The following is a 17,847-nucleotide window of genomic DNA, read 5'->3' on the forward strand; positions in this document are numbered from 1 at the left end:
CGTGCCCTCGAACGGCGCGGGCCACTCGGTGCTCCAGGTGCCGGTGCCCGAGCTCGAGCCCTTCGTGCTGGCCCGCACCCGGCACTACGACACCGACTACGTCTCCGCCGACCCGGCCTTCGTGCACGCGCACGTCACCGCGCTCGCGCCGTTCCTCGGCGCACCACAGCTCACGCCGTCGACGCTGGCTGCCATCGCCGAGATCGCCGGCACGACAACACCTTTCGACTTCTCACTCGAGCGGGTGGACACGTTTCCCAACGGCATCATCCACCTCCTACCCGAGCCGTCGACCCCGTTCGCGGCCCTCACCGCTGCGCTCTGGCACGCCTTCCCCCAGTGCCCGCCGTATGCCGGCCGATTCGGCGACGTCGTCCCGCACCTGACGCTCGACGCCGTGTCAGGGGACGTCACGCAACGCTCGACCCACGACCTCGTCGCTCCGCAGCTGCCGGCTCGTTGCCGGGCCGAACGTCTCGACCTCGCCTGGTACGAGCCGGGCTCGTGCCGCATCCTGCAGTCGTGGCGCCTCGGCGGCTGACGCGTCAGCTCGTCGTCGACCCCAACGCCGACGTCGGTGTCACGGGCACGGGCTTCTCGACGACGCCGACCCCGTCGACCGAGGTCTCGCTCCCGTCGGCGAGCCGCAGGTCGACCGTCAGACGCGGCAGGAAGAACTGGACGAGAGGGCCGATCGACACGGCGTACAGCACGGTGCCGAGGCCGACAGGACCGCCGAGCAGCCAGCCCACGGACAGCACGAGCACCTCGATCGTCGTGCGCACCAGGCGGATCGACAGCCCGGTGCGACGCGCGAAACCCGTCATGAGCCCGTCACGCGGACCGGGGCCGAGCTGGCTGCCGATGTAGAGACCACCGGCGACCCCGTTGAGGACGATGCCGAAGCCGAGCAGCAGGACCCGTGCCCACATCGACCCGGGAGGGTCGATGAGCGCGAGGCCGGCATCGGCGGCGAGCCCGATCACGACGACGTTGGCGATGGTGCCGAGTCCCGGCCACTGCCGCAGCGGCACCCAGAGCAGCAGGACGAGAGCGCCGACGACGATGGTCACCTGGCCGAAGGTCAGGGGCACGTGGGTCGCGATGCCGGCATGGAAGACGTCCCACGGGTCGAGGCCCAGCGTCGAACGGATCATCATCGCCATCGAGACGCCGTAGAGGGCCAGTCCGGCGAGCAGCTGGACGACGCGGCGTGGCAGCAGGCCGGCGCGCAGCTGCTCGCGCGGTGTGAGGTTCGCAAGGGCGACGTGACGTCTCATGCGCTCCATCATGACGACGACTGGACTGACTATTAAGGGCCAATCGTGGGACACTGGACCGATGCGCACCGTCTCGGCCCGCTCACTGGCCCTGCTCCTCGGGCCCGACCCGCTACCGCGCCCTGCCTACCGGGGTCTTGCCGACGGGATCCGCCGCCTCGTCTGCGACGGTCGGCTGCTCGTCGGCACGCGCCTGCCCAGCGAGCGCACCCTGACGAGCGAGCTCGCCCTCAGCCGCACGACAGTCGGCGCCGCGCTCGACGCCCTCCGCGACGAGGGCTTCGTCGCCACCCGCCGCGGCTCGGGCAGCGTCGTGTGCCTCCCCGCCGGTCCGTCCGGGCTCGCCCTCTCCCAGGCCGGGCTCATCCCCACCGACGTCCCACCCGACGTCATCGACCTGACGTATGCCGCCCTCCCGGCCGCCGCCGGCGTCACGGCCGCGTACGAGCGGGCCCTGCTCGAGCTCCCCCGCTTCCTGGCGACCGCCGGCTACGACCCGAGGGGTCTGCCCGAGACCCGCGCAGCCGTGGCCGAGTGGTTCGAGGCGCGGGGCCTGACGACCTCGCCCGACCAGGTGGTCGTCACCTCCGGCGCGCACGGCGGGCTGTCCGCAGTGCTTCGAGCCCAGCTGGACGTGGGCGACCGGGTTCTGGTCGAGAGCCCAACCTACCCGAATGCCATTGTGGGAGTGAGGCGCTCGGCCTACCGCGCCGTGCCGACCCAGCTCACGCCGACGGGGTGGGACGTGGACGCCATCGAGGTGGGCCTGCGTCAGAGTGGGGCGCGAGCGGCATACCTCATCCCCGACCACCAGAACCCCACCGGGCTCGTCATGGACACCCCGACGCGGGACCGGCTCGCATCGGTGCTCTCGCGCGCCGACGCCGTGCCCGTCGTGGACGAGACCTTCGTCGAGCTGGGGCTCGACGAGTCCGCACGAACAGCCCGTCCGGCGCCGTTCGCGGCCTCGTCCCGGCACACCCACACCCTCGGCAGCGCCGGCAAGACGTGGTGGGGCGGCCTGCGCGTGGGCTGGGTACGCGCACCGGAAGGAGCCGCCGAGTCCGTCATCGAGGCGCGCCACAGCCTCGACCTCGGCACGGCGATCCTCGAGCAGCTGGTCGTCACCGACCTGCTCCGACAGGGCGAGGGCCTGCTCGCCGAACGGCGCCGGGAGGCTCGCGCCCGGCGTGACGCCCTCGCCGCCGCCTTGTCCCGGCACGTGCCGGAGTGGCGCTTCAGCGTGCCGTCGGGCGGACTCAACCTCTGGTGCGAGCTGCCCGAGCCCCGCGGTGACGAGCTCGCCCGGGTCGCCGAGTCCGCCGGCGTGCGGCTCGCCCGAGGCGCTCAGTTCGGGGTCGAGGGCGGCTTCGCCCGCTGGGTCCGCGTGCCGTTCTGCGTCGCCCCCGACGAGGCCGACGAGGTCGGACGACGCCTCGCAACCGCCTGGCAGCTCGCGCTCGGCGAGCGGCCGACCACCCGCGACGTGACTCCCCTCATCGCCTGAGCGCCAACACCGTCGACCGGTGGGAGCGCAGGGCCGCTCGACAGGGCCGTGGCTGCGAGACTGGGCGCGTGAGCAACGACGAAGCCGGGCGCATCACCTCCTGCCGGTGGGAGCAGGGCAAGGTCGTCGATGAAGGCTTCCCGCTCGCGGACGTGTCCGACCTGCTCCAGCGGGAGGACTCCCTCATCTGGGTCGACCTCTGCGAGCCCGACCACGCGGGGCTGCGCGCGCTCGCCGACGAGCTCGGCCTCGACCGGCACGCCGTCGAGGACGCCGTGTCCGCCGGGGAGCGGCCCAAGGCCACCCGGCACGCCAAGCACACCTTCCTCACGGTCTATGCGACACAACTCGTGTCAGGGGCCGAGACCTCAAGCGCCCCAGCCGATCCCGACGCCTCAGGGCGTGAGTCCCGACTGCGCACGAGCCGGATCTCGGCGTTCATCCTGCCCCGCGGCATCATCACCGTCCGGAGCAGCGCCGACTTCGACATGCATCAGGTCCTTGAGCGGTGGAACGACGACCCTGAGCTGCTCCAGCTCGGGGTGGGAGCGCTCGTGCACGGCCTGCTCGACACGGTGGTCGACGGCCACTTCGAGTCGATCCAGCAGCTCGACGACGCCATCGAGGGCCTCGAGGACCTGCTCTTCGAAGAACGGGGCCAGGTCCACGTCGTGCAGGTGCGCACCTACCGGCTGCGCAAGGAGCTCGTCGAGCTGCGCCGGGTCGTCCTGCCGATGCGCGATGTCGTCAATGCCGTGCTGCGCCACCGCGGCGAGCTCGACCAGCGTCACACGGAGCTGGACGGCTTCTACGACGACCTGTTCGACCACGTGCTGCGCGCCGCCGAGTGGACCGAGTCGTTGCGCGACATGGTCACGACGATCTTCGAGACCAACCTGTCGCTGCAGGATGCCCGGCTCAACACGGTCATGAAGAAGCTCACCGGGTGGGCCGCCATCATCGCGGTCCCGACCGCCGTGACCGGCTGGTTCGGCCAGAACGTGCCCTACCCCGGCTTCGGCCGGCCGTGGGGCGTGCTCTTCAGCGCAGGCGTCATCGCCGGGGTCGCGATCACCCTCTACGGCGTCTTCCGGCGCAGGGGCTGGATCTGACGGCGCGAAGGGCCGGAGCGACATGCACCCCGGCCCTTCGTCGACCTCGCGGAACCTTCGCCTGACCGGACCGGTCAGTCGCGCGTCAGCTTGCGGTAGGTGACGCGGTGGGGACGAGCGGCCTCGGGACCGAGACGCTCGACCTTGTTGGCCTCGTAGGACTCGAAGTTGCCCTCGAACCAGTACCAGCTCGCAGGGTTCTCCTCGGTGCCCTCGTAGGCGAGGATGTGCGTCGCCACGCGGTCGAGGAACCACCGGTCGTGGGTGATGACGACCGCACAGCCCGAGAACTCGAGCAGCGCGTTCTCGAGCGAGCCGAGGGTCTCGACGTCGAGGTCGTTGGTGGGCTCGTCGAGGAGCAGCAGGTTGCCACCCTGCTTGAGGGTGAGCGCGAGGTTGAGACGGTTGCGCTCACCACCGGAGAGGACGCCCGACAGCTTCTGCTGGTCGGGGCCCTTGAAGCCGAACTGGGACACATAGGCCCGGGAGGGGATCTCGACGTTGCCGACCTTCATGTGGTCGAGGCCGTCGGACACGATCTCCCACAGGTTCTTCTTGGGGTCGAGGCCCTCGCGCCCTTGGTCGACGTAGGAGATCTTGACGGTCTCGCCGATCTTCACCTCGCCGCCGTCCGGCTCCTCGAAGCCGACGATGGTCTTGAAGAGGGTCGACTTGCCGACACCGTTGGGGCCGATGACACCGACGATGCCGTTGCGCGGCAGCGAGAACGACAGGTTGTCGATGAGGACGCGGTCGCCGAAGCCCTTCTTGAGGTTCTTGACCTCGATGACCGTCGAGCCGAGACGCGGGCCCGGCGGGATCTGCAGCTCCTCGAAGTCGAGCTTGCGGGTGCGCTCGGCCTCGGCCGCCATCTCCTCGTAGCGGGCCAGTCGCGCCTTGCTCTTGACCTGACGGCCCTTGGCGTTGCTGCGAACCCACTCGAGCTCGGTCTTGAGCCGCTTGGCCAGCTTGGCGTCCTTCTTGCCCTGGATCGTCAGGCGCTCGGACTTCTTCTCGAGGTAGGTCGAGTAGTTGCCCTCGTAGGGGTACAGGCGACCGCGGTCGACCTCGGCGATCCACTGCGCGACGTTGTCGAGGAAGTAGCGGTCGTGGGTGACGGCGATGACGGCGCCGGGGTAGGTCTCGAGGTGCTGCTCGAGCCACAGCACGGACTCGGCGTCGAGGTGGTTGGTGGGCTCGTCGAGCAGCAGCAGGTCGGGCTTCTGCAGGAGCAGCTTGCACAGGGCCACGCGGCGGCGCTCACCACCGGAGAGGTTGGTGACCGGTGAGTCCGGCGGCGGGCAGCGCAGCGCGTCCATCGCCTGCTCGAGCTGGCTGTCGAGGTCCCACGCATCGGCGTGGTCGATGTCCTCCTGCAGCTTGCCCATCTCGGCGAGCAGCGAGTCGTAGTCGGCGTCGGGGTCGGCCATCTCGGCCGAGATCTCGTTGTACCGGTCGAGCTTCGCCTTGATCTCGCCGGCGCCCTCCTCGACGTTGCCGAGGACCGTCTTGTCCTCGTTGAGCGGCGGCTCCTGCAGCAGGATGCCCACGGTCGCGCCGGGGGCCAGGCGAGCCTCACCGTTGCTCGGCTGGTCGAGTCCGGCCATGATCTTGAGGATCGTCGACTTGCCGGCGCCGTTCGGGCCGACCATGCCGATCTTCGCGCCGGGGTAGAAGGACATCGAGACGTCATCGAGGATGACCTTCTCGTTGTGTGCCTTGCGCGCACGGGTCATGGTGTAGATGTACTCGGCCATGCGCAGAAGGCTATCTGTCGGCGAGCGCGGCACCGAATCGGTGTCCGCACCCGCCGACCACCACCGGCGTCAGGCCGAGAGCCGCTCGACCACCTCGTAGTCGTCGGTCTCGGGGTCCCCGGTCGCGAGCACGTCGTCGTCGCGCGCCGCATCGGACGACTCGGGGTCGAAGTCGTCGTCGACGACCCCGTCCGCGTCCACGTGTGCCGGGCGCAGCTCGGTCGTGGCGGTCTCGCCCTCGGCCATCGCCCGGATCGATGCCTGGACGTCGGGGTCGGCCGTGCGGTCGTGGCCGAGGGCGGCCGCCCGGCTGACCCGCTCGAAGGTGGCCCGCCCCCAGGACAGGTCGTGGCCGATGCGGTCGGCGTCGATCTGCGGGGAGCGGCGCGGGGTCCCGTCGTTGCCGAGGTAGCTCTTGATCGCCAAGGTGCCCTCGACGATGACGGGCTGCCCCTTGCGCAGGGCCTTGGCGGAGTTGGCGGCGAGCGCGTTGAACGCGATGACGTCGTAGAAGCTCGTGTCACCGTCGACGAAGCGGCCCTCGGCGGTGCGGCGGTACGGGGTCGTGGCGACACGGAACGTCGTGTAGACGCTGCCGTTGCGGGCCAGCCGCTCGACGGGCTCGCTCACGACGTTGCCGTGCAGGGTGATGCGGATCTCGTTCATCGGTGCTCCTCAGGAGGTTCCGGAGGCGGCCTCGCGCCGCCTGGAACCCACCCTCGGACCCGTCCGCCCCGACCGACAGGGCACGTCGTCCGCCTGTGGACACTCGCGCACCCCGGCCCGGGGGTGTGGACGACCGGGATGTGCAGGACCACCACGAGGAGCCGTCACGCCGGAGCCGTCACACGAGCGCCGAGAGATCCCCCGGCGTCAGCCGGCTGCGGCCTCGAGGTGCTCGCGGGTCTCGCGGTGGCGCATGAGCACCTCGTCGACCGGGATGAGGATGTGCTCGTCGGCGACCATGGCCACCGACTCCGTGAGCCGCTTCGCGACGACCGTCCTCCGATGCCGGGCACCGATGCGCGCCCACCAGCGGGACAGCACACCGAGCCCGATGCCGACCAGGACACCCGCCACGAGCATGACGAGCGGCAACGGCACGATGCCGACCGACGGGGTCTCGGGGCGCGGGAGCTGCAGCAGCGCCAAGCCCCAGAGCACCGCATACCAGATGAGCCCGACGAGGGCTACGAGGCCGAGCACCCACTGCAGGACGTTGACGACGAACCACCAGACCGGGCGGCGCGCTCGCAGGGACGTGCCGATGACCGCGCGGTCGAGGGAGTCGGTCAGGGCGCCGTCACCGCCGTCGACGGCATCCTCGACGGCCTGGGTCCAGCGCACCGGAAGTCCTTGGGACGCCTCGCGCACGAAGGTGCGGGTGGCGAGATCGACGGCCGAGGCGGTCGACACGGTCGGTGCCGGGATCGACGACCGGCCGAGCACGGCTCGCACGTCAGCGCCGTCGATCTCGACGTGGATCGGCGGACGGCCGCCGGTGCGATCGAGCCGGAGGCGGCGGAGCGGGTCAGCAGCGAAGCCCTTGGTCCAGCGGGCGAAAAGCCAGCCCGTGTGGGCGAAGGCCTCCCGGCGGTAGTCGCGCGCCACCGCGTCGAGCACGATCGGCACCCCGGCCGCGCGAGCCAGCGAGACGTCGAGCTCGTCGCGGGGCACGCGGCCCACGTCCGCCTCGGAGTCGGCGACGCCGGCGCGCAGCTTCGTGGCGGCACCGATGATGTCCGCCTTGAGTCGCTGACGCGAGGCTGCATGTCCCGCAACGGCATTCGCCAGACGCTGCTTGAGCTCAGCGATGCCCTGTCCGGTGACGGTGGACGTCGCGAGCACCTTGGCGTCGGTCACCCCGTCGGCGACGAGCAGCTTCGAGAGGTCCTGGGTGAGGGTCTTGACCGCCTCGGGGGCCAACCGGTCCGACTGGTTGAGCACGGCGAGGGTGACGGCGTCGTGCTGCGACAGCAGGCTGACGAACTCGTCGTGCAGGCGTGCGTCGGCGTACTTCTGGGGGTCGGTCACCCACACGAAGACGTCGACGAGCTCGAGCACCCGCTCCGCCTCCCGCCGGTGGGCCAGCTCACGTGAGTCGAAGTCGGGCAGGTCGAGGAGCACCAGTCCGTCGAGCGAACCAGCGACCTGGCCGGACGCGGCGGGTGCGCCGGCGGTCCCCTTGGCCGGGGCCGCCCCGGTGTCGACGACGTGGCGGGCCGCGACGCCGAGCCAGTCGAGCAGCTCGGACGCGTCGGAGTCGCCCCACAGGCCGGCCGTGGGTCGCGACGTCGTCGGCCGGCGCGCTCCGATGGTCGCGACGTCGGCGCCGACGAGGGCGTTGAACAGCGAGGACTTGCCGCTGCCGGTCGCGCCCGCGAGCGCGACGACCGTGTGGTCGCCGCCGATCCCGGACCGCTCGACGGCCTTGTCGACGACGCGCCGAGCGACCGTCACGCCTGAGGGGTCGAGCTCGTCGGCGCCCGACACGAGCGCCATCGACAGATCGGTGGTGCGGCTGCCGAGCTCGGCGGCCGACACGGCCCTGACGGAGGCTCGCCCCATCCTGATCGGGCTCATCGCGCGTCCCGGACCGCTGCGGCGGCCGTGGTCAGGCGCTCGGTCTGGTCGGTGTCGACCTGCAACGTCGTGACAGCTCCTTCGTAGCGGGCGAGCTCGGCGGCATACAGCTCGTCGACGCGGTCGGTCAGCTGCTCGCGCGCCTTGCGGGCGAGCTCCCGGACCGCCTGGTCACCGAAGACGGCCTCGAGAAGCTTCTGGCCCACGACTGCGGTGCCGCCGGCGATGCCGACCTCGGCGCCCGTGATGCCGGCGGTGCTCGCGAACGTCACGAGCATGAGGACGACCCCGAGCCCGTTGACGCCGTAGGCCATGATCCGCGCCGTGGTGCGCCGGTCGCGACCCTCGTCGCGGACCATCTGCAGGATGTCGCCCTGCCAGTCGCGCACGAGGCGCTGGATGCGGCGCTCGACATCCGCGCCGGCACGGCCCAGCGACGGCTCCGCGGTCAACAGCTGGTCCCCGCCGGGCAGGGTGCGCCAGGCGCGCGCGATCGCGCTCGCAGCCAGCTCGGCGCGGTTGACGACGAGTGACTCGACCCCGGACTGGAGAGCCTCGCCGAGGTCGTCGGCGCGGGCCGGCTCCCCCCGGAGGAAGGACGTGAACCGGTCCCGGACCCGCGAGACGGTGGACTCGACCTGGCGGAAGAACTCACCCGTGCCGACGAACTCCTGCCAGCGCGCGAGCACCTCGCCTCGAAGGAGAGTGCCGTCGAGCATCCCCTGGTGCACCTGCTGCCTGGCCTCGTCGTAGGCCGCAGCCGCCGTGTCGACCAGCGCCTGACCGGCCGCGGTCTGCTCCTTGGAGGCCTCGACGAGCGCCTGCGCCCGACCGTCGAGGGACACGAGTGCCCCCTGCAGCGTCTGGCGCACGACGTCGGCGCGCGCCTGGGCGTCACCGGCGAGCGCCGCGAGCCAGCCGCGCAGGCGCTGCGTCTGCTCGGCGGGCAGGAGACCGTCGGCGAGCTCGGACTCGACGACCGTGAAGATCGGCGCCTGGTCGAGGCCCTGCTCGCGCAGCATCGAGGCGAAGTGCGTGCGGATCTCGTCGACAGCTGCAGGCGGAACGCGGTCGAGGACGACGGCGACGGACGTGCCTCGCTCGCAGGCGTCGTGCAGCAGCTCCCACGGCACCGCGTCGGCGTAGCGCGCGGCCGTCGTGACGAACACCCAGAGGTCGGCGGCGGCGAGCAGCTGCGTGGCGAGGTGACGGTTCGCCTCGACGACGCTGTCGATGTCGGGGGCGTCGAGCAGAGCGAGGCCCGCCGCCACCTCGTCCGTCGACACGAGGCGCACGGCACCCGGGCCGTCGGACGAGGAGTGCCGTCCGGTGATGCGAGCCAGCCCGGGCAGGATGCGCGGACCGGAGAACCAGGCGGCGTCAGAGGGGTGGTGGATGAGCACGGGCGATCGCGTCGTCGGCCGCAGGACCCCGGGCAACGTCACCTCGCGCCCGACGACGGAGTTGACGAGGGTCGACTTGCCCGCGCCGGTCGAGCCGCCGACGACGGCGAGCAGGGGCGCGTCGAGCGACGTCAGCCGCGGGATGACGTAGTCGTCGAGCTGGTCGAGCAGCCGCGCACGTGCCGTCCGGGCCGAGGGTGCGCCGGCCAGCTCGAGTGGCAGGGTCGTCTCGGCGACGGCAGACCGAAGTGCCGCAATGCCCGCGAGGAGCCGGGCATTGCCCACCCCTGAATCACCTGCCACGCCCGTATCCTTTCGTGTCGCGCTGGCACAACCAAACCGAAAGGCGGCGCGCCCTCAGGACGTACCCCGAGTCGTGACCTGAACTGCCCACGCGGAGAGCCGGATCGACCCTGGAAGGCCGCACTCGGCATACGCGGCGGTCGTCGAACCTCCTTGGGACGCCGACGATTCACGACGACGTATGCCGTGCTGTCGCCTTCGTGAACCGCGCCGAACGGCGCGGTCTCGCGGGCGCCCCCGGCAGGATCCGTCGCCCGCTCCTCCCGATTCCTGCCTTCGACACCATCGCGAACCGCGCCGACGGCCTTGCTCCGCCGCGGCCGAACGGCGCGGTCTCGCGGGCGCCCCCGGCAGGAATCGAACCTGCGACCAAGAGATTAGAAGGCTCTTGCTCTATCCGCTGAGCTACAGGGGCCGTCGCCCGATCCGGGCGCCGTCCAATGATAGGCACCTCCGGCCCGACGGGCCGATCAGGTCACCGGCGAGCCCACGAAGGCGCGGCGGTGCGCGGTGATCGACTCGAGCAGCACCATCTCCCGCTCCGACGCCCCGTCCTCCGCCGTGCCGTGGACGAGCCGGGAGCGCAGCAGCGCGAGGTCGCTCGCGCTGTCCTGGAAGGCGTCCATCGACCGCCTCGCCGCGCGGCCACCGTTCTGCCGTGCCCAGGCCCGAGCCGCCCGCCGCAGGCGGAGCTGGGAGAGCATCGTGACCTCGGCGTGCGTGAGCCACCCGGCATCGGCGTACGGCGAGAGGTAGCGGCCGATGAGGCGGCCCTCACGACGCCGCAGCCAGAAAAGGAAACCGATGAAGGCGAGGAAGAGGGGCACCTGGAAGGTCACGTAGGCCGCGAAGAACCCCTCCATCCCGGCGAGCGCCGAGAGGTTCCACAGACCGTGGAGCAGCATCGCGCAGACCCAGCCGACGACGATGGCGACGACGCGCACGGCCGGCCGCCTCGAGGTCACGGCGATGCCGATGCCGATGCCGGTGAGGGACGTGAAGAGGGGGTGCCCGAAAGGACCCATGAGCCCACGCACGAGGAAGGTCGAGGTGAGCCCCTCGCTGCCGTACTGGTTGTAGGCCTGCCCGAGGTAGAGGATGTTCTCGCTGAACGCGAAACCCGCACCGATGAGCCCGGCGTAGACGACCCCGTCCACGATGCCGTCGAACTCGCGGCGCCGGAGCAGGTAGATCAGCAGGATGCCCAGGCCCTTCAGGGTCTCCTCGGTGATGGGCGCGAGGTAGACCGCGCCCGTCTCCAGCGGGTCGGTCCACCGTGCCTCGACGAGCAGCCTGAGCCCGAAGGTGTTGAGGAAGAAGGCGCCGACCACGGCGACGAGCGCCCCCCAGAGGAAGGCGAAGACGATGTAGCGCACCGGCTCGGCCTCGTAGCGGTCGAGCCAGAGGAAGGTCGGCACGATGACGAGAACCGGGATGATCGCCATGAGGGTCGACGTCACGAGCGTCTGCATCGTGAGCCGCTCGCCCAGGATGCCGAGCAGGATGAGCAGGCAGACGAGGAAGACCGAGGCCGCGACGCCGATCGTCAGAGCCGTGCGCAGCAGTGGCCGCCGGGTGGGGTTTCGCGCCCGACTCCATTGCTGCGGCTGCCCGCCCGAGCCGGCACCCGGGCTCGAGCCTGGACCCTGCGTCGTCACGTCCCCTGAACTCATGAGGGCAGGCTAGTGCAGCCTCGCGTGCGCGCACCCGTGCTCGTGCTCGCCTGACTCGGCGGGGCACGCCCACCTCAGCCTCTATGGTGGAGCGGTGAGCGACACCAACCACCGAGCCATCGCCGACCGGATCATCTGGATCGACTGCGAGATGACGGGCCTGTCCCTGAAGTCCGACGCCCTGGTGGAGGTGGCCGCCCTCGTCACGGACTTCGAGCTCAACCAGCTCGGCGACGGTATCGACGTCGTCGTCAAGCCGCCGGACGAGGCCCTCGAGCAGATGGACGACTTCGTCCGGGACATGCACACGACGTCCGGTCTCATCAACGAGCTGGACTCCGGGGTCACCCTGCAGGAGGCCGAGCACATCGTCCTCGACTACGTCCGCACGTTCGTCCCCGAGCCGCGCAAGGCCCCACTCGGCGGCAACACCGTGGCGACCGACCGCGGCTTCCTCTCCCGGGACATGCCGGTGCTGGAGTCCTACCTGCACTACCGGATCATCGACGTCAGCTCGATCAAGGAGCTGTCCCGTCGCTGGTACCCGCGCGTCTACTTCAACGCCCCGAAGAAGTCCGGCGGCCACCGCGCCCTCGCCGACATCCGCGAGTCGATCGCCGAGCTGCGCTACTACCGCCAGGCGGTCTTCGTCCCGCAGCCCGGGCCCGACAGCGCCACGGCCAAGGCGCTCGCGACGCCCCACATCATCGAGCACTGACGCTCGCCGACCGCGCCGCACGGCACACGCCCACCGACGGCGTATGCCGTCCGGCAGGGTGGTCGTCGACGTGGTCTGCGGGGTGGTCACGAGCACCTCACGAGAGCCTGTAGCATTGTCGACGCCGTGACACGGCGCCGAGCCCTCGGGCCCGGCTCGTGTTGTGCATGGTGGGTGTAGCTCAGCTGGTAGAGCACCTGGTTGTGGTCCAGGTGGCCGCGGGTTCAAGTCCCGTCACTCACCCCATGGTTCCTGCTCGGCAGGACGCACGTGGCCCGATGTCCCTCCCGGGGGGCACCGGGCCACACGCGCGTCCGGGGCCGGTCCCCCGCCCCTGCACGAGCGGGCGCCGGGCCGGATGACGCAGAATGGGCCCATGCTCATGGGGAACAAGAAGGCCCAGCGAATCACGGTCGGCGTCATCATCGGCGTCATGGTGGTCAGCCTCGCGCTGTCGCTCATCTCGTCGGCGTCAGCGACGCCCTAGACCGACGAATCCGCCCACAGGGCCGGGACGCTCGCCCCTGTGGTCCGCGCGCACCAGCGACGCGAGAGGCCCCTCGAGGGCCGATTTTGTCCCGGCCCCGGACGGCTGCTAACGTTTCACCTCGTTGCGCCGCTAGCTCAATTGGCAGAGCAAGTGACTCTTAATCACTGGGTTCGGGGTTCGAGTCCCTGGCGGCGCACTTCCAAGGCCCCCGTTCGGAGAGATCTGGACGGGGGCCTTCTCATGCCCCCAGCGCACGGGTGTCCACGGCAGAGACGGAAGGACCCGGCCACGTCACACGTGGCCGGGTCCCTTGCTGTCCTGGGTCTAGCGCCGGCGGCGGAGCCATCCGACGGCCACCACGACGACGACCGCTGCGGCGACGACGGCACCGATGCGCTCGATGCGCAGCTCCCCGTCCTCGGTGTGCGTGGCGGCGTCGAGGCGCAGCTTGAGGCCCTGCAGCTGGCGCTGGGCGATGACCTGGGGCTGCGCGCGGTACGCGAGCTCGTTGACGGTGCCCTCGAGGCGCGCGCGGGCGGCCTGGATGTCCTGCTCGATGCGTGCGGTCTCGATGCGTGCGGTGTCGCTCATCTGGCTTCCTTTCGGGACGGGTGCGACTCTAGTCGGCGATGCCGAGGTCGCGACGGAGCTTGGCCACGTGGCCGGTCGCCTTGACGTTGTAGAACGCGTGGCTGACCTTGCCCTCCTCGTCGACGACGAAGGTCGAGCGGATGACGCCCTCCACGGTCTTGCCGTAGAGCTTCTTCTCACCCCAGGCGCCGTAGGCCGTGTGGACCGCGAGGTCCTCGTCGCTGAGCAGCGGGATGGTGAGGTGGTCGCGCTCGCGGAACTTCGCGAGCTTGGCCGGCTTGTCCTTGGAGATGCCGACGACCTCGTAGCCGTCCTTCTTCAGCGAGTCGAGCGACTCGCTGAAGTCGCAGGCCTGCTTCTTGCAGCCCGGGGTCATGGCCGCCGGGTAGAAGTAGACGATCACCTTGCGGCCCGCGAAGTCCGCGAGGCTGACGGGCTGGCCGGCGTCGTCGGTCAGGGTGAAGGCCGGGGCCTGCTCGCCGGGCTCGAGTCTGGACGTCACGTGTGCTCCTTCGTCGTCATGTGTTCCGAGCTCGTACCTGCTCGTACCCGTTCGGGGCCCACGCGGGTTCGAGCGGGCACGGGCCGGTCCGGCTGGGTGCGGACGGCGGGACTCGAACCCGCACACCTAGGGCACAGGAACCTAAATCCTGCGTGTCTACCAGTTCCACCACGTCCGCTCGCGGGGTGCGCGGCCCCCACTGTAGTTGGCGGCGGGGTGGTGCCGCGGGAGTGGTATCAGGCGCGGCGTCCGTGCCTCCGTCATGGGACAGGTACGGACGAGGAGGTGCCCCATGGACGAGCCGGACTGCACCAGTGCCCAGGTGATCGACACGACGACGTGCCCCGAGTGCGGCGCTGTCGCCGAGGTGACGGAGCGACCCGTGCTCGAGAGCACCGAGGGCCCGGTCGAGCACGCGCTCGTCGTCTGCGTGGCCCGGCACTGGTTCCTCCTGCCGGCGGCCTCGCTGACGAGTGCCAGCGCGGCCGGCCGTGGTGCTGCGGTCCTCGCCCGCCGCCGGACGCCCTGAGGCCGTCCCTCGCCGCCGCAGGCACGGCTAGCCTGCGAGGATGAGACGAAACGTCGGCACGGGCAGTCCCTGGGAGGGCGTCGTCGGCTACTCGCGGGCCGTGCGGGTCGGGGACTCCGTCCACGTGGCCGGGACCACGGCGATCCGCGACGGTCGGGTCGTGGGCGCCGGCGACGCCTACACGCAGGCGCGTGTCGCCCTCGAGATCGTCGTCGAGGCCCTCGCCGAGTGCGGCGCGTCGGCAGCCGACGTCGTGCGGACCCGGATGTTCGTCACCGACATCCGCGACTGGGAGGCGGTCGGCCGTGCCCACGGCGAGGTCTTCGCCGAGGTGCGGCCCGCATCGACGATGGTGCAGGTGACCGCCCTCATCGACCCCGACCTGCTCGTCGAGATCGAGGCGGACGCCGTGGTCGGCTCCTCCGGCCCCGGGACGGTCACTCCACCCGGACGTTGACCACGTGGATGCCGGTGGCGCCGTCCGGGGCGGGCGGGGCCTCGAGCGGCGACTGCACCTGGCCCTTGGCGTCGTAGGCCCGGACTCGGATGTCGTGGCTGCCGGGCGTCGCCTGCCACTCGTAGACCCACTGGCGCCAGGTGTCGATGCTGGCGTCCGCGGCGAGGCGCGCCGCGGTCCATGGCTGCTGGTCGACCTGCACCTCCACCTTCGAGATGCCGGTGTGCTGCGCCCAGGCGACCCCTGCGACGGCGACCGTGCCGGCCTTGACGACGGCGCCCGCCTTGGGGACGTCGATCCGTGACGCGGTCTTGATCGGCCCGGTCGCCGACCAGCCACGCGGCGTCCAGTAGGCCACGTCGGCGGCATACGTCGTCACCTTGAGCTCGGTCACCCACTTCGTCGCCGAGACGAAACCGTAGAGGCCAGGCACGACGACCCGGACCGGGAAGCCGTGCTCGAACGGCAGCGGCTCCCCGTTCATCCGGATCGCGAGGAGGGCGTTGCGGTCGTCGGTGAGCGCGCCCAGGGGGGTCGAGGCGGTGAAGCCGTCGATGCTCGTCTGGAGCACCATGTCGGCCCCGGCCTTGGGCCCGGCCATGGCGAGGAGCTCGCGCACCGGCCAACCGGTCCACACGGCATTGCCGATGAGGTCGCCGCCCACCTCGTTGGAGACGCAGGTCAGCGTGACGAGCGCCTCCTGCATCTGCTTGCCCTGCAAGGTCTTCCAGTCGATCTCGACCTCACGGTCGACCATGCCGGTGACCTTGAGCTTCCACTCGTTCGCGTCGATGCGCGGCACGACGATGGCGGTGTCGATGCGGTAGAAGTCGGTGTTGGGGACGATGTACGGGGTCAGGCCGGGCAGCTTGAGGTCGGCTCCGGGCGGGATGGCGAGCTTCGTGCCCTTGAGCGGCGTCGACTTCAGGGCGTCGCGCGACACCGTGGCCGCCGCGGAGTCCCCACCGAAGGCACTGCCGGCGTATGCCGCGACGGCGCCGACCGCTCCCCCGATGAGCCAGCGTCGGCCGGGGTTCGCGGCGCCGGGCGCGCTCGACGAGGGCGCCGCGGCCTTGCTGAGGAACCAGAGGCCGACAGCCGTGCCGATGATGGTCGGAAGGATGTCGACCGGGCTCGCGCCGGGCCGGGTGAGCACGGCGGCCGCGCCGACGAGACCCACGACGGCGAAGAGGACGAGCCCCGCGACGAGGCGGCGGCCGGCGAGCACCCCGATGGCCGCGCACGCGAGCGTGAGCACGACGACGGTCCCCACGAGCAGGGCGCGCTTGTCGTTGGTGCCGAACGTCGCGATGGCGAAGTCCTTGAGCCACGGCGGAGTCCGGTCGATGAAGGCTCCGCTCACCGCCGCGATCGGCGCCGGCTGTCCCGATGACTGGCCGACCGCCGTGAGGAGCGATGCGGCGAGCGTCGCGATGCCCACCGTGAGCAGCCCGGCCACCACCCCGTCGAGGGCGCCCCACCACAGCGGACGGGCCGGCGGCTCGGGTGCGGTCTCGGGACGGATGGCCGGGCTGGTCGTGGTCATGGCCTCAGGTGCTCCTTCAGGTGTGGCGCGAGTGCGCGGAAGGCGAGCGCCCGGTGCGAGACGTTGTTCTTCTCGTCGGGGTCGTACTCCGCCAACGTGCGTTCGTTGCCGTCCTGCTGGTCGGATGGCACGAAGATCGGGTCGTATCCGAAGCCGCCGGTGCCGCGAGGCTCGCGCGCCACGGTGCCGGGGAAGCGTCCGAGCTCGGCCGCTGACCGGCCGTCGGGGAGCACCAGCGCGGCCGCGCAGACGAACGCAGCGGCGCGGTGCTCGTCGCGCACGTCACCGAGCTGCGCGAGGAGCAACTCGAGGTTGGCCCGGTCACCCCAGCCTCCGGACCACCGCTCGCTGAAGATGCCGGGGGCGCCTCCGAGCACGTCGACGGCCAGCCCGGAGTCGTCCGCGAGGGCGGGCAGGCCGGTGGCGTTGGCCGCGGACGCCGCCTTGAGGATGGCGTTCTGCTCGAAGGTCACGCCGTCCTCGACGACGTCCGGCGCGTCGGGGTAGGCGTCGAGGCCGACGATCTCCAGCTCGAGGTCGGCGCTGACGTCGGCGAGGATCTCGCGCAGCTCCTCGACCTTGTGGGTGTTGCGGGTGGCAAGGACGACCTTCGTCACGCGACCACCCCGCCGTCCGCCGTCACCGGCGTGCCGGTGGTCGGGGCCTCCGCGGAGAGCGCTGCCTGCTGCCGGTCGGTGAGGTCGGCGCAGCCCTTCGTCGCCAGATCGAGCAGCTGCCCCAGCAGGTCGCGGTCGAAGGGTGCTCCCTCGGCGGTGCCCTGGACCTCGATGAAGCGGCCGTCGCCGGTCATGACGACGTTCATGTCGGTCTCGGCCGTCGAGTCCTCGGGGTAGTCGAGGTCGAGGACGGCACGGCCCCCGACGATGCCGACCGAGACGGCGGCGACCGAGCCGGTCAGCGGCTGGGCCTTCTTGGCGATGAGGCCCTGGGCGCGGGCGTGCTCGATCGCGTCGGCGAGGGCGACGAAGGCGCCGGTGATGGCGGCCGTGCGGGTACCGCCGTCGGCCTGGAGCACGTCGCAGTCGAGGACGATGGTGTTCTCGCCGAGGGCCTTGGTGTCGATGACGGCCCGCAGGCTGCGGCCGATGAGCCGGCTGATCTCGTGGGTGCGACCGCCGATGCGGCCCTTGACGCTCTCGCGGTCGGAGCGGGTGTTCGTCGCGCGGGGCAGCATGGCGTACTCGGCGGTGACCCAGCCGGTGCCCTTGCCCTTGAGCCAGCGCGGCACACCCTCGGTGAAGGACGCGGCGCACAGCACGCGGGTGCGCCCGAACTCGATGAGGACACTGCCCTCTGCGTGGTCGAGCCAGTTGCGGGTGATCCGCACCTCGCGGGTCTCGTCGGAGGCACGGCCGTCATGTCGGTCAGTCATGCC

17 protein-coding genes and 4 tRNA genes are annotated in these 17,847 nt (G+C 71.2%); 8 read left to right on the forward strand and 13 right to left on the reverse strand.

Features of this window, described 5'->3' with window-relative positions; genetic code table 11:
• Position 1 precedes the first annotated feature (1 nt).
• Positions 2 to 541 carry a 2'-5' RNA ligase family protein gene (locus ABD831_RS18495; protein ID WP_344950126.1) on the forward strand — a complete coding sequence of 180 codons (540 nt, stop codon included), beginning with the start codon at positions 2 to 4 and terminating at the stop codon, positions 539 to 541.
• Positions 542 to 545: 4 nt separating this feature from the next.
• Here ABD831_RS18495 and yczE read toward each other — a convergent pair whose 3' ends face one another.
• Positions 546 to 1,280, reverse strand: a complete 735-nt coding sequence (gene yczE, locus ABD831_RS18500) for a membrane protein YczE (protein WP_344950129.1) — start codon at positions 1,278 to 1,280, stop codon at positions 546 to 548.
• Positions 1,281 to 1,341: 61 nt separating this feature from the next.
• Here yczE and yczR point away from each other — a divergent pair, with 61 nt between their 5' ends.
• Entirely contained in the window at positions 1,342 to 2,787 is a 1,446-nt protein-coding gene (yczR, locus tag ABD831_RS18505) for a MocR-like transcription factor YczR (protein ID WP_344950132.1), read from the forward strand.
• Positions 2,788 to 2,855: 68 nt separating this feature from the next.
• On the forward strand, positions 2,856 to 3,899 hold the full coding sequence (locus ABD831_RS18510) for a magnesium transporter CorA family protein (protein WP_344950135.1): 1,044 nt from the start codon (positions 2,856 to 2,858) through the stop codon (positions 3,897 to 3,899).
• Positions 3,900 to 3,973: 74 nt separating this feature from the next.
• On the opposite strand, the gene ettA is transcribed toward ABD831_RS18510, so the two are convergent.
• The 6 genes from ettA to ABD831_RS18540 all read right to left on the reverse strand — a co-directional run bounded on the left by ettA (position 3,974) and on the right by ABD831_RS18540 (position 11,618).
• Complete coding sequence (gene ettA, locus ABD831_RS18515) at positions 3,974 to 5,656, reverse strand: energy-dependent translational throttle protein EttA (protein WP_142179962.1); 1,683 nt, start codon at positions 5,654 to 5,656, stop codon at positions 3,974 to 3,976.
• Between the two features lie 69 nt (positions 5,657 to 5,725).
• Positions 5,726 to 6,322 (reverse strand): single-stranded DNA-binding protein, encoded by a 597-nt coding sequence (locus ABD831_RS18520; RefSeq protein ID WP_344950140.1) that lies wholly within the window; start codon positions 6,320 to 6,322, stop codon positions 5,726 to 5,728.
• A 207-nt stretch (positions 6,323 to 6,529) separates the two neighbouring features.
• Entirely contained in the window at positions 6,530 to 8,239 is a 1,710-nt protein-coding gene (locus ABD831_RS18525) for a GTPase (protein ID WP_344950143.1), read from the reverse strand.
• The gene (locus tag ABD831_RS18530; protein WP_344950146.1) at positions 8,236 to 9,945 is read right to left on the reverse strand and encodes a GTPase family protein; all 1,710 of its coding nucleotides are present in this window, start codon (positions 9,943 to 9,945) and stop codon (positions 8,236 to 8,238) included. The genes ABD831_RS18525 and ABD831_RS18530 overlap by 4 nt, the downstream gene beginning before the upstream one ends.
• A gap of 342 nt (positions 9,946 to 10,287) precedes the next feature.
• Positions 10,288 to 10,360 (reverse strand) — tRNA-Arg (locus tag ABD831_RS18535).
• Positions 10,361 to 10,415: 55 nt separating this feature from the next.
• Positions 10,416 to 11,618: a PrsW family intramembrane metalloprotease gene (locus ABD831_RS18540; RefSeq protein WP_344950149.1), complete on the reverse strand. Its 1,203-nt coding sequence runs from the start codon at positions 11,616 to 11,618 to the stop codon at positions 10,416 to 10,418.
• A gap of 94 nt (positions 11,619 to 11,712) precedes the next feature.
• Here ABD831_RS18540 and orn point away from each other — a divergent pair, with 94 nt between their 5' ends.
• The 3 genes from orn to ABD831_RS18555 all read left to right on the forward strand — a co-directional run bounded on the left by orn (position 11,713) and on the right by ABD831_RS18555 (position 13,022).
• Positions 11,713 to 12,336: an oligoribonuclease gene (gene orn / locus ABD831_RS18545; protein WP_344950152.1), complete on the forward strand. Its 624-nt coding sequence runs from the start codon at positions 11,713 to 11,715 to the stop codon at positions 12,334 to 12,336.
• Positions 12,337 to 12,506: 170 nt separating this feature from the next.
• Positions 12,507 to 12,582, forward strand: a tRNA-His gene (locus ABD831_RS18550).
• A 367-nt stretch (positions 12,583 to 12,949) separates the two neighbouring features.
• Positions 12,950 to 13,022, forward strand: a tRNA-Lys gene (locus tag ABD831_RS18555).
• 128 nt (positions 13,023 to 13,150) lie between these two features.
• Here the strand turns inward: ABD831_RS18555 and ABD831_RS18560 are convergent.
• From ABD831_RS18560 to ABD831_RS18570, 3 genes are all read right to left on the reverse strand, one after another.
• Positions 13,151 to 13,417, reverse strand: a complete 267-nt coding sequence (locus tag ABD831_RS18560) for a DUF3618 domain-containing protein (RefSeq protein WP_142179957.1) — start codon at positions 13,415 to 13,417, stop codon at positions 13,151 to 13,153.
• A 28-nt stretch (positions 13,418 to 13,445) separates the two neighbouring features.
• Positions 13,446 to 13,919, reverse strand: coding sequence for a thioredoxin-dependent thiol peroxidase (gene bcp, locus ABD831_RS18565; protein ID WP_344950156.1), 474 nt, complete (start codon positions 13,917 to 13,919; stop codon positions 13,446 to 13,448).
• A 97-nt stretch (positions 13,920 to 14,016) separates the two neighbouring features.
• A tRNA-Leu gene (locus tag ABD831_RS18570) sits at positions 14,017 to 14,097 on the reverse strand.
• A gap of 114 nt (positions 14,098 to 14,211) precedes the next feature.
• Here ABD831_RS18570 and ABD831_RS18575 point away from each other — a divergent pair.
• A complete protein-coding gene (locus tag ABD831_RS18575; protein ID WP_344950159.1) occupies positions 14,212 to 14,448 on the forward strand; it encodes a hypothetical protein in 237 nt (78 codons plus the stop codon).
• A gap of 40 nt (positions 14,449 to 14,488) precedes the next feature.
• On the forward strand, positions 14,489 to 14,905 hold the full coding sequence (locus ABD831_RS18580; RefSeq protein WP_344950162.1) for a RidA family protein: 417 nt from the start codon (positions 14,489 to 14,491) through the stop codon (positions 14,903 to 14,905).
• Here the strand turns inward: ABD831_RS18580 and ABD831_RS18585 are convergent.
• From ABD831_RS18585 to rph, 3 genes are read right to left on the reverse strand one after another with little or no spacing between them, the layout of a single operon-like run.
• Positions 14,886 to 16,451: a molybdopterin-dependent oxidoreductase gene (locus ABD831_RS18585; RefSeq protein ID WP_344950165.1), complete on the reverse strand. Its 1,566-nt coding sequence runs from the start codon at positions 16,449 to 16,451 to the stop codon at positions 14,886 to 14,888. The genes ABD831_RS18580 and ABD831_RS18585 overlap by 20 nt on opposite strands.
• Positions 16,448 to 17,068 carry an RdgB/HAM1 family non-canonical purine NTP pyrophosphatase gene (gene rdgB, locus ABD831_RS18590; protein ID WP_344950168.1) on the reverse strand — a complete coding sequence of 207 codons (621 nt, stop codon included), beginning with the start codon at positions 17,066 to 17,068 and terminating at the stop codon, positions 16,448 to 16,450. Before rdgB ends, ABD831_RS18585 begins: the two co-directional genes overlap by 4 nt.
• Complete coding sequence (rph, locus tag ABD831_RS18595; RefSeq protein ID WP_344950171.1) at positions 17,065 to 17,844, reverse strand: ribonuclease PH; 780 nt, start codon at positions 17,842 to 17,844, stop codon at positions 17,065 to 17,067. The genes rdgB and rph overlap by 4 nt, the downstream gene beginning before the upstream one ends.
• Positions 17,845 to 17,847 lie beyond the last annotated feature (3 nt).

The organism is Terrabacter ginsenosidimutans (assembly GCF_039539425.1).
In the GTDB taxonomy this organism is placed as follows: Bacteria; Actinomycetota; Actinomycetes; order Actinomycetales; family Dermatophilaceae; genus Terrabacter; species Terrabacter ginsenosidimutans.

Excerpts from the sequence above, each read along its gene's own strand:
- yczE (WP_344950129.1), bottom strand. The coding sequence starts at position 1,280 with ATGAGACGTCACGTCGCCCTTGCGAACCTCACACCGCGCGAGCAGCTG.
- yczR (WP_344950132.1), top strand. The coding sequence starts at position 1,342 with ATGCGCACCGTCTCGGCCCGCTCACTGGCCCTGCTCCTCGGGCCCGAC.
- ettA (WP_142179962.1), bottom strand. The coding sequence starts at position 5,656 with ATGGCCGAGTACATCTACACCATGACCCGTGCGCGCAAGGCACACAAC.
- ABD831_RS18520 (WP_344950140.1), bottom strand. The coding sequence starts at position 6,322 with ATGAACGAGATCCGCATCACCCTGCACGGCAACGTCGTGAGCGAGCCC.
- ABD831_RS18525 (WP_344950143.1), bottom strand. The coding sequence starts at position 8,239 with ATGAGCCCGATCAGGATGGGGCGAGCCTCCGTCAGGGCCGTGTCGGCC.
- ABD831_RS18540 (WP_344950149.1), bottom strand. The coding sequence starts at position 11,618 with ATGAGTTCAGGGGACGTGACGACGCAGGGTCCAGGCTCGAGCCCGGGT.
- ABD831_RS18560 (WP_142179957.1), bottom strand. The coding sequence starts at position 13,417 with ATGAGCGACACCGCACGCATCGAGACCGCACGCATCGAGCAGGACATC.
- ABD831_RS18575 (WP_344950159.1), top strand. The coding sequence starts at position 14,212 with ATGGACGAGCCGGACTGCACCAGTGCCCAGGTGATCGACACGACGACG.
- ABD831_RS18580 (WP_344950162.1), top strand. The coding sequence starts at position 14,489 with ATGAGACGAAACGTCGGCACGGGCAGTCCCTGGGAGGGCGTCGTCGGC.
- ABD831_RS18585 (WP_344950165.1), bottom strand. The coding sequence starts at position 16,451 with ATGACCACGACCAGCCCGGCCATCCGTCCCGAGACCGCACCCGAGCCG.
- rph (WP_344950171.1), bottom strand. The coding sequence starts at position 17,844 with ATGACTGACCGACATGACGGCCGTGCCTCCGACGAGACCCGCGAGGTG.